The 13,421-nt window shown below is 45.2% G+C and carries 12 protein-coding genes; 8 read left to right on the top strand and 4 right to left on the bottom strand.

Going from position 1 to position 13,421, the window contains the following annotated elements; genetic code table 11:
- Positions 1 to 236 precede the first annotated feature (236 nt).
- The 8 genes from rplM (at position 237) to G3569_RS11590 (ending at position 9,492) form a co-directional block, all read left to right on the top strand.
- Complete coding sequence (gene rplM / locus G3569_RS11625) at positions 237 to 680, top strand: 50S ribosomal protein L13 (protein WP_165269306.1); 444 nt, start codon at positions 237 to 239, stop codon at positions 678 to 680.
- Positions 681 to 686: 6 nt separating this feature from the next.
- Positions 687 to 1,073, top strand: a complete 387-nt coding sequence (gene rpsI / locus G3569_RS11620) for a 30S ribosomal protein S9 (protein ID WP_165269304.1) — start codon at positions 687 to 689, stop codon at positions 1,071 to 1,073.
- 148 nt (positions 1,074 to 1,221) lie between these two features.
- Complete coding sequence (gene rpsB / locus G3569_RS11615; protein WP_165269302.1) at positions 1,222 to 2,064, top strand: 30S ribosomal protein S2; 843 nt, start codon at positions 1,222 to 1,224, stop codon at positions 2,062 to 2,064.
- A 54-nt stretch (positions 2,065 to 2,118) separates the two neighbouring features.
- Positions 2,119 to 2,952: a translation elongation factor Ts gene (tsf, locus tag G3569_RS11610; RefSeq protein ID WP_165269300.1), complete on the top strand. Its 834-nt coding sequence runs from the start codon at positions 2,119 to 2,121 to the stop codon at positions 2,950 to 2,952.
- Between the two features lie 119 nt (positions 2,953 to 3,071).
- Positions 3,072 to 3,797: a UMP kinase gene (gene pyrH, locus G3569_RS11605; RefSeq protein WP_165269298.1), complete on the top strand. Its 726-nt coding sequence runs from the start codon at positions 3,072 to 3,074 to the stop codon at positions 3,795 to 3,797.
- A gap of 64 nt (positions 3,798 to 3,861) precedes the next feature.
- Complete coding sequence (gene frr / locus G3569_RS11600; RefSeq protein ID WP_165269296.1) at positions 3,862 to 4,431, top strand: ribosome recycling factor; 570 nt, start codon at positions 3,862 to 3,864, stop codon at positions 4,429 to 4,431.
- A gap of 81 nt (positions 4,432 to 4,512) precedes the next feature.
- Positions 4,513 to 8,034, top strand: a complete 3,522-nt coding sequence (gene smc, locus G3569_RS11595) for a chromosome segregation protein SMC (protein ID WP_165269294.1) — start codon at positions 4,513 to 4,515, stop codon at positions 8,032 to 8,034.
- A 207-nt stretch (positions 8,035 to 8,241) separates the two neighbouring features.
- Positions 8,242 to 9,492 carry a 4-hydroxy-3-methylbut-2-enyl diphosphate reductase gene (locus tag G3569_RS11590; protein WP_165269292.1) on the top strand — a complete coding sequence of 417 codons (1,251 nt, stop codon included), beginning with the start codon at positions 8,242 to 8,244 and terminating at the stop codon, positions 9,490 to 9,492.
- A gap of 13 nt (positions 9,493 to 9,505) precedes the next feature.
- Here the strand turns inward: G3569_RS11590 and G3569_RS11585 are convergent, their stop codons facing one another.
- The 4 genes from G3569_RS11585 to eno all read right to left on the bottom strand — a co-directional run bounded on the left by G3569_RS11585 (position 9,506) and on the right by eno (position 13,412).
- Positions 9,506 to 10,507, bottom strand: coding sequence for a CdaR family protein (locus G3569_RS11585; RefSeq protein ID WP_165269290.1), 1,002 nt, complete (start codon positions 10,505 to 10,507; stop codon positions 9,506 to 9,508).
- Between the two features lie 71 nt (positions 10,508 to 10,578).
- Complete coding sequence (locus tag G3569_RS11580; protein WP_165269288.1) at positions 10,579 to 10,881, bottom strand: DciA family protein; 303 nt, start codon at positions 10,879 to 10,881, stop codon at positions 10,579 to 10,581.
- A 12-nt stretch (positions 10,882 to 10,893) separates the two neighbouring features.
- Positions 10,894 to 12,024 (bottom strand): DNA replication/repair protein RecF, encoded by a 1,131-nt coding sequence (gene recF / locus G3569_RS11575; RefSeq protein ID WP_165269286.1) that lies wholly within the window; start codon positions 12,022 to 12,024, stop codon positions 10,894 to 10,896.
- Positions 12,025 to 12,125: 101 nt separating this feature from the next.
- Positions 12,126 to 13,412 (bottom strand): phosphopyruvate hydratase, encoded by a 1,287-nt coding sequence (gene eno / locus G3569_RS11570; RefSeq protein WP_165269284.1) that lies wholly within the window; start codon positions 13,410 to 13,412, stop codon positions 12,126 to 12,128.
- Between the last annotated feature and the right edge of the window lie 9 nt (positions 13,413 to 13,421).

Below are 13,421 nucleotides of genomic sequence, written 5' to 3'. Positions count from 1 at the left end.
TCTACTTCTTAAGCACGTCTTTTTAAGGTTAGCTAAAGATACAACTTTTTTTTAAGAGTTTCTTGTCTTCAAAAAAGATAACTTTTCTCCTTCTATTTAATGTAGTGGCATATTCCAATAACTTGGTGGTGTAAGCCCCCTAATAAAAATTTTAATATCTTCACCATTGCAAATGGAAATAAATAAGCCTATTTTGCGGGACTTCACTGAAAAGCAATTTTAAACAATTTTTAACCGTGGACACGAATAGTTACAAGACCTACTCCGCTAAACCGAGTGATATCGAAAAGAAATGGGTTCTTGTTGATGCCGAAGGGCATGCTCTCGGACGCGTTGCTTCTAAAGTAGCAACGTACCTGCGAGGCAAGCATAAGCCCGAATTTACCCCTCATATGGATACCGGCGACAATGTTGTAGTCATCAATGCCAGCAAGGTAGTGCTGACCGGCAACAAGTTGAAGCAGAAGGAATATTTCCGGTATACCGGCTACCCCGGTGGTGAACGTTTTACTTCGGCTGAAGAGTTGCTGGAGCACAAGCCAGAGATTGTCATGGAAAAAGCTATTAAAGGAATGTTACCCAAGAACAAGTTGGGTGATAAGCTTATGACAAACCTGCGCGTTTATGCTGGTCCAGTACATGAACAAGAAGCACAACAACCAGAAAAAATCGAGCTTTAATAACGAATGGAACAGAAAAACTTCATCGGAAGAAGAAAGACTTCTACGGCACGATTATACATCAAACCAGGATCGGGCGACTTTATTGTAAACGACCGCCCCCTGGAAGATTATTTCGCGACCAAAGCACATCGCAATGTCGCTACCTTACCTCTTGAAGTCACTGAGTCGGAAGACCAGTTTGATATCAAGATAACGGTTCGCGGCGGTGGCATTACCGGGCAATCCGGAGCCATTCAGCATGCGCTTGCTCGCGCTCTTGATGATCACAATGAAGAATGGCATGATGTATTGAAAGCACATGACCTTCTTACTCGTGATGATCGTATGGTAGAACGCAAGAAGTACGGACAACCTGGTGCTCGTAAGAAATTCCAGTTCTCCAAGCGTTAATATACCGCGCGTTTTTACGCTTTCTTTTTTCCAACACACAATTTAATCACACATATACAGAGACTCAGTGCGCCGAGTGTCTGCCTTTGGGCAGATTAGCGCCGGGGACGACCTGTATAGAGGATTAACTCAAAAACAAATCATACCTATGCCTACTACACCTGATCTACAAGAACTATTGAAATCGGGCGCCCACTTTGGGCACCTTACCCGCCGATGGAATCCCAAAATGAAGGAATTTATCTTCATGGAGCGTAACGGGATTCACATTATCGACCTCAAAAAGACACAGAAGTTTTTCCAGGAAGCGCTGGACGAAGTAACCAAGCTTGCCCGCGCAGGGAAAACGATCCTTTTTGTAGGAACCAAGAAACAATCTCAAGATATCGTTAAAACCGAAGCTGTCCGTTGTGGCATGCCTTATGTTACGCATCGCTGGCTCGGTGGAATGCTCACCAATTTCTCTACGGTGAAGAAGAGTATCTCTCGTATGGAAGAGATCGATCGCATGAGTGAAGACGGTACCTTTGACGAGCTGACCAAGAAAGAGGCTCTGATGCTAAAGCGTGAGCAAGATAAGCTTGAAGATACCCTTGGCGGTATTGCCAACATGGGACACCTGCCCGGAGCTATATTCGTTGTTGACACTATTAAAGAACATATTGCTGTCAACGAAGCTGTGAAGCTAAACATCCCTATCGTTGCGATGGTAGATACCAATAGTGATCCCGATATTCCGGATTACATTGTGCCTTGCAATGATGACTCTGCCCGTACGATCCAACTCATTACTTCTAAAGTTGCTGATGCTATTATCGAAGGCAATGCTGAGCGTGAATCTCACAGTGAAGAAGAGATGATGCAACAAGCGGCCCAAGATGCCAAAAAAGCCGAACAGCAAGAAGTAAAGAAAAAGATCAAAGCTACCGGCAAACGTCGCTCACGACGTAAGGATAAAAAGGATGAGAACTCTTCTGACGAGGAAGAATAAAATCCATTTCGATTTATAAATACAAGACGAACTTTTAAATAGCGTAACGCGAAAATGAGTATTTCTGCAAAAGACGTAAAAGAACTACGCGAACAAACCGGGGCCGGAATGATGGACTGTAAAAAGGCCCTTCAAGAAGCAGATGGCGACTTTGAGGAAGCCACTGAAATCCTTCGCAAGAAAGGTCAAAAGCTTTCTGAAAAGCGAGCAGACCGTGAAGCTAATCAAGGACTTGTTGTTACCCGTGTAAGTGACGACGGTAGCACAGCTGCTGCTTTGGAAATCAATTGTGAAACCGATTTTGTTGCTCGCAATGATGACTTCCAGGAAGATGCACAGAACTTTCTTGATATCGTTTTTGAGAACGAAATCGGATCTGTCGATGAACTTCTCGAAACAGAAGTAGATGGCCTTACTGTTGCTGACCAAGTAAAAGATATGGTTGGTAAGATTGGCGAAAAGATCAAGATCAATCGTGTGATCTTTACCGAGTCTGACGGATACCTTATCTCTTATATCCACCCCGGTAACCAACTGGGCGTGTTAGTAGAATTTGAAGATGAAATTTCTGATGACGGTATCGGCAAAGACGTGGCTATGCAGGTTGCTGCCATGAATCCACTTGCCGTAACACGCGACGGCGTTGACAGCTCTGTAGTCGAAAAAGAGCTAAAAATTGCCAAAGAGCAGCTTCTCGAAGAAGGCAAGACAGAAGAAATTGCTGAAAAAGCCTCTAAAGGCAAGCTTCGACGCTTTTATGAAGAGCGCGTATTGCTGGAACAGAAATTTGTGAAAGACAACAGTCTTTCTGTTGAAGAGTATCTCAAACAAAATGATACTCCTCTTGTGAAGTCATTTCACAGGATCCAGCTTGGAGAAGACTCCTAAAACATTTCTTTTTCAAAAGGCTACCAATTTGGTAGCCTTTTTTTTATGCTTAAGGGATTACAACTTACGATAGATATCAGCACGTAAACAGTTAATTCAACTTCCAACAAATAAAGAAAGTGGCAAATAAGTATAAGCGGGTTTTACTGAAAGTGAGCGGTGAAGCACTGCTCGGCGAACAAGGGCACGGTATTGACGGTGATGTTTTGACGCAGTATTCCGAAGAAGTTAAATCCATCCACGACGAGGGGTATGAAGTATCTGTTGTTGTAGGCGGCGGCAATATCTTTCGAGGTGTTAAAGGCGCTACCGAAGGAATGGATCGGGTTCAGGGCGATTACATGGGTATGCTGGCAACAATGATTAACAGCATGGCCCTGCAAGATGCGCTCGAACGTATGGGTGTGCATACCCGCCTGATGTCTGCTATTCGTATGGAAGAAATTGCCGAACCCTATATCCGCAGACGGGCCATTCGCCACCTTGAAAAAGGAAGAGTTGTTATCTTCGGGGCGGGAACCGGAAACCCATACTTTACTACCGATACTGCAGCTTCGCTTCGTGCTATTGAAATTGAAGCCGATGTCATTCTCAAAGGAACCCGTGTTGACGGTATCTTTGATTCTGATCCGGAAAAGAACCCCGATGCTGAAAAATTCAATACAATCAGCGGCGAAGAAGTACTCAGTCGCCGACTCGATATTATGGATCTTACAGCCTTCACCCTATGCCGCGAAAATGAAACTCCGATTATTGTATTTGATATGAACAAGGTCGGAAACCTCAAAAAGGTGTTGGACGGTGATAACTCTGTTGGGTCTGAAGTAGTTTGGGAAGATTCCTGAATTTCTTAAATTCATTTTGATTGATATCAGTATTAAAAAAGACTATTAATAATACGCGAATATTATGATTCCTCCAGAATTACAGTCTGTTATTAAATCTGCCGATCAAGAAATGGATCGCGCGGTAAAACACTATCGCAAAGAACTGTCACATATCCGTGCGGGCAAGGCTCAGCCCTCTATCCTAGATGGGGTCAAGGTTGAATACTACGGCTCACAAACCCCACTAAATCAGCTGGCCAACGTAAGCGCTCCTGAAGCACGCCTGCTTACCGTACAGCCTTTTGATAAATCGGCCCTTGAAGAAATTGAAAAGGCTATTATGTCGGCAGGCTTGGGGCTAAACCCCAGTAATGACGGAAATATTATTCGTATCCCCCTTCCGATTCTTTCAGAAGAACGACGTAAAGAACTGGTAAAGCGGGTTAACGAACTGGCAGAAGAGGCCCGGATCTCGATCCGAAATACCCGCCGGGATGCCAATGAGGAGATCGAAAAGAAAGTGAAGAAAGAATCTCTTCCCGAAGACTCGCTCTATGAGGCAGAAGAAGAGATCCAGAATCTGACTGATCAACACACCGAACAAGTTGGGGAGCTCTCTGAGAAGAAAGAAAAAGAAATAATGACCGTTTAACACAAGGCTGCCATATACAACTATACAAGACTCAAATAATTCTGGATTATTATTTGAGTCTTTTCATTTGATACCTAATGCATGTATATATCCGAACTGGAACTACAGGGATTTAAGAGTTTTGCCAACAAAACCAATGTCTCTTTTGATAAAGGGATAACGGCTATTGTTGGCCCCAACGGCTGTGGAAAATCCAATATCGTTGATGCCATGCGCTGGGTACTGGGTGAACAGCGCCCTACCCTGCTTCGCTCCTCTAGCATGGCCAATGTCATATTTAACGGTACGGCCAAGAAGAATGCCCTGGGCATGGCCGAAGTATCCCTCACTTTTATCAACAACAAGGGACTGCTGCCCACCGAATATAACGAACTTACCATTAGCCGGCGCCTATACCGTTCCGGCGAAAGTGAATACCTGATTAACGGTACTACCTGCCGTCTTAAAGATATTACCGAACTCTTTATGGATACCGGCATGAGTTCTGATGCCTACTCGGTGATTGAGCTTAAGATGGTAGAGGAAATTCTCAATGATAAAAATAACGACCGGCGACGCCTTTTTGAAGAAGCAGCAGGTATTACCAGCTACAAAGAAAAGCGCAAAAAAACCTTCCGTAAACTTGATGAAACGGAAGAGGATCTCCAGCGGGTAGAGGATATTCTTGTTGAGGTACGAAAGAAGACAAAATCACTGGAAAAACAGGCCGGGAAGGCGAAAAAAGCAAAGAAATTTAAAAAAGAGCTGGAACAGCTCGATAAAGCCCTCAACAAGCATGAATATGTGCAGGTAAAAGAGGAGCTGGAACCCCTTGAAGAACGCATTGATAATGCCGACAAGGAGAAGAAAGAGATTGTATCCAAAACAGAGAAGCTTGAAAAAGAGATTGAATCGGCCCGCAGTACGCTCAATGAAAAAGAGCGCAAGCAGTCAGAAGCACAACGGCGTGTAAGCCAACTGCACTCTAAAATACGGGATACCGAGACCAACCTGCAGATAACGCGTGAAAAGATAAACAATGAAAAGGGCGTTATTGAGCAGTACACCAAAGATATTGAGCAGGGAGAAAAAGACCTTAAAGATCTGCGTGAGGCTTTTCAAAGCAGTAAAAAGAAGCTAGAAAACTTTGACGGTGATCTCCAGAAGGCTGAACAGAAGCTGAGTGATTCCAAAGAGCGATATTCGGAAATTCAGGAGCAGTACTCTGATGAACGAGAAACGCTCAAGAAGCTGGAGCGGTCGTTCTCGCAAGCCAACCAGGATCTCAATGACCTGCAAACCAAACGGATAAAAATTGAATCGCGGCTGGAAAATACCGAAGGAGATCTTATCCGTATCCGGGAAGAGATTGAGGACCTGGAAGATGAGATCATGAATTTCCGCGGTGAAACGAAGCTACTGCGCGAAAAGCTGGAAGAGGCTAAACAAAAGAGTAACGAACAGCAAGAGAAGCTGGAGCAGTCTCGAAATAAGCGAGAAGAGCTGGGAGAAAAGCAGAATGAACTTAAAGACCAGATACGCAGTGAGCAAAGCAAGCTCGATTCTGTAGAATCTGAAATTGAGCTGCTCCAGGATATTGCAAGCTCCAATGAGGCTTTTCCCTCGAGCGTACAGTTCCTGCTCGAACACTATGCCGAACAGTTTGAGCTGCTGGATGTTGTTTCCAACCTGCTGTCAACGGATGAGGATCACGCTATTGCGCTGGAATCGGTGCTTAGCGACGCGCTCAACTATGTGGTGGTCAATACACTCGATGATGCCCGCCGATCGGCTCAGCTGCTAAAAGAAAACGAAGAAGGGCGCGCCACTTTTATACCGCTGGATCAACTGTCTGATTCTTACGAAACCGTTTCCGGCTCTCTGGCCCAACAGGTAGAATGTGACAAAACGTTCTCAGCCCTAAAAGAGCTGCTGCTCGGTAACGTAGAGCTGTACGATTCTGTTGAGCAGGCCTATGATGGGGTCTCCGGCGACGGTACTATCGGGGTTACCCTGAATGGTGAAGTTGTGACCGGGAACCAATTTTTGCAGAGCGGAAGCAAAAGCAAAAATGCCGGCATACGTGTTGGCCTCAAAGACAAAATTTCTAAGCTGCAAGAACGGGCTGCAAAAATTAGCAGTACCATTGAGGAGTCGAAAGCTGAGCTTGAACAAGTGCAGCAGCAGTACCAGGCTATCGATCTCCCTGCTATTGAAAAAGAGCTCAAAGAGAAAGAAAAGGCAGCGCGTCAAATCAGTAACAAGATCAACAGTTTTACCCAGAAAATTGAGATCTATGAAAAGAATATCGGGGAACTGAAGAGCCGTCGCGAAAACCTCATCAACAGCGAAGACGATTCGCAACAAGAACTTGACAGGCTGCAGCCCCGCCAAAAGGAGCTCCAGCAGAAGCTGAAAGACCTGCATGAACAGCAGGAAGAAAAGAAAGAGGTACTGCAAGAGCTCGAAGAAGAACGATCTATTGCCCAGGAACGCTTCAATGACGCCAAGCTGAAGCATCAGGACCTTAAGAACAAGGTTGAAAATCACGAACGCGACATTAAGCGTGCACAAGAGGGGATTAAAAACCTGAAAGAACGACTCAAAATTCGCTCCGAAAAGACCAAGGAATCGAAGAAGCGAATCAAAAAATACAGCTCGGCTATTGAACAAGCCGAAGATCAGCTTGAAACCTTAAAAGAACAAAAGAAAAAGGCCGACAAGAATCTCGAAGATGCCGAAGAAGCTGCCGGTAAACAGCGCGGACGAATTAATGAGATAGAGAAAGAACTTAAAGAGGTGCGCCGCCGCAAAGAGGTAAATATGGAGCTGGTACACCACCTGGCAATGTCGAAGGAGAAGTACGAAATGCAGATCGAAAACCTCTCTGATCACATCTGGGAAACCTACGGTATCCTGATGGACCAGGTTAACGAGCAGCTCCCCGAAGATACCGAGCCCGATGAGGCCAAAAAACGGATCTCCTGGCTCAAACAAAAGCTCAATAAGATCGGTGAGGTCAACCCGCTGGCTATTGAAGAGTTTGAAGAGGAAAAAGAGCGCCTGGACTTTTATGAAGAGCAAGTTGCTGACCTGCAACTAGCTGCAGAAGAACTTCGGGAAACTATTGACCAGATCAATGAAACGGCCACCGAACGCTTCAACAAAACTTTTGAAAAGATCCGGGTTAATTTCCAGAAGGTCTTTCATACGCTCTTTAATGATGATGACTATTGTGATCTTGTCATTGATCAGGATGCGGAAGATCCCCTGGATGCCAGTATTGAAATCAAGGCAAATCCCAAGGGTAAACGGCCCTCTACTATCAACCAGCTGTCGGGCGGCGAAAAAACCTTGACGGCTATTGCACTACTCTTTGCCATCTACCTGGTAAAACCTTCTCCATTTTGTGTTTTGGATGAGGTTGATGCCCCTCTCGATGATGCGAATATCGAACGCTTTTCTGCCATGATTAAGCAGTTTAGCGAAGACACGCAGTTTATCATCATTACGCACAATAAGAAAACGATGAGTAAGGCAGAGATGATGTACGGGGTAACGATGCCGGAGACGGGCGTCAGCCAGCTTGTGGGTGTTAAGTTGGATGAGGTAGCTGAGGTTTAGACTTTGAGATGTGAGACTTTGAGTATTGAGATATGAGATTATGAGATGTGAGATTGTGAGATGTGGGGTTTAGGTGGGGAGTATGTGGCTGGCTGAATTCTCTTTGTTTTATTTGATCGATTGACTCTTTCCTTCTGTTATAATTCGTGATGTTTCGCCTTAAGCTCCGTATATTCAGGAGCTAAATTTAAGACAGTTTTACTACCTATGGGTCGCAAGACGTTCGATATTCCAGAAATTTATCAATCACCGATTATTCGTAAGGTGAAAGATGCTAATAAAGTGATAGATCCCCGCAAAAAGGATCTGGAACCCAGTGTGCTGGACTTTGGGCCGGTTCGTTTTCATGTACCTCGTCATTTCGGTTTTTGTTATGGGGTAGAAAATGCGATCGACATTGCCTACAAGGCGGTAGCTAAAAATCCGGATAAGGATATCTATCTGCTTAGCGAAATGATCCATAACCCTACGGTTAACGAGGACCTGCTGGATCGGGGAGTAAAATTCCTGTTTGAAACGGACGGTACAGAACTGATCCCCATAGAGTCGCTGGACGAAGATGATATTGTTATTGTACCCGCTTTTGGTACTACCCTGGAGATGCAACAACGTCTTAAAGAGCAGGGAATCGATCCATACGAATATAATACGACCTGTCCCTTTGTGGAAAAGGTTTGGAAGCGCGGCAAGCAGCTGGGCAAAAAAGGACATGCTCTCGTTATTCACGGCAAACATCGCCATGAAGAGACCCGGGCCACCTTTTCTCACAGTGCAGACCATTCTGCATGCGTGGTGGTCTTAAACCCCGAGGAGGCGCAGATCCTGGCAGATATTCTAACCGGTGATCGGCCCAAATCTGATTTTGAAAAACATTTTGGTCATAAAAGCACTGACGGTTTTGACCCGCATGAAGACCTTGAACATTTTGGGGTGATCAACCAAACCACTATGCTGGCCACCGAGACCGAAGAGGTAATGGAAATCCTAAAGCAAGCTGCCATTGAAAAGTATGGCGAAGCCGATATTCTCGATCATTTCGCCGATACTTCTGATACGCTCTGCTACGCTACAAACGAAAACCAATCGGCGACCCTGGCCCTGGGCGAAACCGACAGTGATCTTGCCATAGTAGTGGGCGGTTACAATTCGTCGAACACTATGCACCTGGTAGAAATCCTGGAACATTCGTTCCCTACTTACCACCTGCGTGATGCCGAAGAGTTCTCTTCGCCCGACAGCATTCAGCATTTTAATCAGTGGGACAAGGAGCTTAAAAACACCGAAGACTGGCTCCCCATGGAGAACGATCCGGTTGATATTGCTATTACTTCCGGTGCATCCTGTCCTGATGTGCTGGTGGATGAAGTTATCTTGAAGATACTCTCTTTCTTTGATGAAGCAGCAGAGGTAGAAGAAATTATCAAACCTTTTGAAGAGGAGCTCGAAGAAGTAGCCTAACAGCTCGTTGCTCTCAATCCAGCACCATAAAATAGGCGACACTTCGCGGCTGGAACGACCGAATTTTAATATGATACTTGGTCTCGACCTGTTCTACCTTGGGCGTAATAAAACCGGATGAATCCTGTTGAATCTGCCTGTTTGTGATATATGCCTCAAAGGGATTCAACTTTTGCACATCGTTATACTCTCCGACAGGCACCCGGTATTTTACGGTGATGGACGAGGGGCTAAAACTAATACTGCGCCCCAATGGCATATTACGAGTGGAAACATCTATGACTTTTTCCCCTTCGGTAAACTGTGATACCTTCCCGGAAAACGTTACTTGTTCATTGGAAATGTTAAGCAGCTCACCGGATTCTTTAAGCTGCACCAACTGTGATAAATCACCGGCAACCCCCGTAACGTTAACAGAATCCGTCGGCCATTCTTTGATATTAGCAATCAGCGAACGCGCACCACTAATGACAACACTGTCGGGAGAAAGTTCAGGGGATCCTACAAAATCATATAGCTTATCAAAAGAGACATTAACACGCGAACGTACCGGTACTTTTTTTGATACCCGCTCTTCAAGGTCCACATCCAAAATAAGCGGCTGCACTTTTTGCACATTAATATCAGGAAGCGTATTCATGCGTTGCTGAACCTGGTCGTATACATTTACTTCTGCATTGGTAACGTCCACATTTATTGTAGGGGGATTATTGTACAGACTGATAAGCTTCCACCCTTCGCCCGACACACTTACTGTCGCTTTATCGGGCAGATCCTCGACCAGGGCCTGCTCCTCCGGTACAGCTCCCAATGTTATGGGTAACTCCACATTCAAATTATACTCCCGGCTTAGATTTACCATCAGCCAAAAACAAAAGGCGAGAATTAACGCAACAGCAAATACAACAATACGTTCACGGCCGATCTCCAGCTCGGCTTCTTCATCAGATTTTTTGACAAAGTCATTCCACCAGCCTGATATAAATTTCTCTTTATATTCTTCAAATTTGGACATCACAACACATTAAAGTTTCAGCCAATATAATTCGAGGCCTAATCCATTGCAAGAGGACTTTGCACAAGCGTTTAAGAACGCACCACAATTTCTTTAATAATTTTTTCCTCTACTTTGTCATTCAACTTTTTGGCAATGCTGAATCGTTTCATATGTATCTCTTGTCGCCAGGCCGGATTCTTCACATGAACCACTAAATTGCCCCGTTCGAAATGGACGTTTTCAGTCTGTTCGGCAATTTTCTTTCCCACGGTACGCTCCCACATCGACAGAATCATGCCGCGCTTTAGCCGCTTACGATGCGGGTAATCATCAAGGAAATCCTTGAGGGCATCTTTCAGCGATTTAGGAGTATTTGATCGATAACGTCCCACAACAGTATATCTCTATTTTAAGCGATTAATATTGCCGTTTTCGACTTTAAATTTACGGTTCCGTTCCCCATCAAATGTAAGATAATCATCAAAAGGGATAGGATTAGCAGCCGTCACAAAGGTTTGCCCGGCATGCTCAATTAACGCATTTAATAACACATCCGTGCGTTGGGCATCCAGATCCCCAAAAACATCATCCAGCAAAAAAATGGGCAGATCATCCAGCTCTTCTGAAAAATACAAAAGCTGGGCCAGTTTCAAAGCCAGGGCAAAAAGCCGATGTTGACCCTGAGAGCCATATTTGCGCAGTTCAAAATCATCCAGGTAAAAAACGATCTCGTCGCGGTGCGGCCCCACCAGTGTGAGCTCACGTTCAATTTCGTGATCCTGCTCTTCTTCGAGCTTGGCCTTATAGCGTTCACGTATTGTGGCCTCCCCTTCGTCGGGCTCACAAAAGGTTTGATACTCCAGGTGAGGCTCGTGGCGCATCCCAGATATCACTTCATACTCTTGTGCCAGGAAATCCTGGAATTTATTCAATACCTGCGTACGCTTTGCTACAATACGCGAACCGTATTCCAAGAGCTGTACGTTCCAGGGTTCAAGATACGAAACAAGCACCTCTCTGCTGCCCCTAAACTGCTGCAGTAATTTATTTCGCTGCTTACGCGCCTTTCGAAAATCCAGCAGATCTTGCAGGTAGGCCGGAGAAATTTGGCTGATAAAAGAATCGACAAAAGAGCGGCGTTCACTGGGTCCCTCGCTGGTTAACTTTTTATCCCGCGGCGAAAGTACTACAACCGGTACCATGCCAATAAGGTCGGAAAGGCGATCCAGGGGACTTTCGTTGACAAATATTTTTTTGCCCTCTCCCCGGGAATAGGAACAGCCCACATCAAAACTGGAGCGAATATTCCCTTCGAAATGCCCCTTTATCATAAAAAAGGTAGCATCCTGATTTACCACATACATATCGCTGCTGGATACAAAACTGCGGCTCATACACAGGTAATGGATAGCATCAATAAGATTGGTTTTACCGGCCCCGTTCTGCCCGATAATAACATTCATATGCGGAGCCCAATCTACCGTCGTCTCAACGTGATTTCGAAAGTTTTGCAGCTTCAGGCTCGTTATTTGCATCCAAAAATATTATGTGCACCAATTCTTATATGAATATCGAAAAGTAGGCCAGCGCCGGACCGTTCCGCCGGGTACTGCCCAACGCTGAAAGTTGCTAAAACTTAAACCCCAAATGCATCTGCTCCCATGAAGATGGCATTATCACCCAACTGCTCTTCGATACGCAGCAGCTGATTGTATTTTGCAATACGGTCGGTACGGCTCATTGAACCGGTTTTAATTTGCCCCGCATTGGTCGCTACTGCCAGGTCGGCAATAGTGGTATCTTCTGTTTCTCCCGAGCGATGTGAAATCACTGCGGTATAATCATTTTTATGGGCCATCTCAATCGCATCCAATGTTTCTGTAAGCGTACCAATCTGGTTCACTTTGATCAGGATAGAATTTGCTACTCCCATCTGTATGCCCCGGGCAAGACGGTCGGTATTGGTGACAAACAGATCATCACCAACCAGCTGAACTTTATCGCCAATGGCGTCGGTAAGTTTTTTCCAACCATCCCAGTCATTTTCATCAAGGGCATCTTCGATAGATACGATGGGATATTTGTCTACCCAGCTGCTCCAGAATTCTACCATCTCTTCGTTGGTACGTTCACTGCCATCACTCCATCGGAACTCGTACACTTCTTTCTCAGCGTTATAGAACTCTGCTGTTGCCGGATCCAGGGCAATAACAACTTCATCGGAAGGGATATAACCTGCTTTTTCAACGGCCTGCAAAATCACTTCAACAGCTTCTTCATTGGAATTCAGGTCGGGAGCAAAGCCACCCTCATCTCCTACTGCTGTACTGTAGTTTTTACTGCTCAGTACCTTTTTTAGGTGATGGAAAATTTCGGAACCCATTCGAATAGCTTCGGTGAAAGAAGCCGCTCCGCTGGGCATAATCATAAACTCCTGCAGATCTACATTGTTGTCGGCATGCGAACCCCCATTGATGATATTCATCATTGGCAAGGGGAGCACCTTTGCGTTCACCCCGCCGATGTACCTCCAAAGTGGAAGATTCATAGCATTTGAGGCGGCATCGGCCACAGCCAGCGAAACCCCCAACATTGCATTGGCACCGAGCTTACTTTTATTTTCGGTCCCATCGATTTCTAGCAGGGTGTTATCAATTTCTACCTGGTTAAAAACTTCCAGTCCGCGTAGCTCATTGGCAATGATAGTATTGACATTTTCAACGGCCTGGCTAACCCCCTTTCCTAAATAGGCATCGGAATCGGAATCCCGAAGCTCAACAGCCTCATATTCTCCTGTTGATGCTCCGGATGGAACGGCCGCGCGCCCCATCATATCATTTGTCAACACAACGTCAACTTCTACGGTTGGATTTCCGCGTGAATCAATAATCTGGCGACCTATAACTTCGTCTATAAAGCTCATGTTAAAATA

Origin of the sequence: Fodinibius halophilus, assembly GCF_011059105.1 — a bacterium.
In the GTDB taxonomy this organism is placed as follows: domain Bacteria; phylum Bacteroidota; class Rhodothermia; order Balneolales; family Balneolaceae; genus Fodinibius; species Fodinibius halophilus.
The sequence above is the reverse complement of the archived record's forward strand: the minus strand, read 5'-3'. Positions and strand labels throughout refer to the sequence as shown.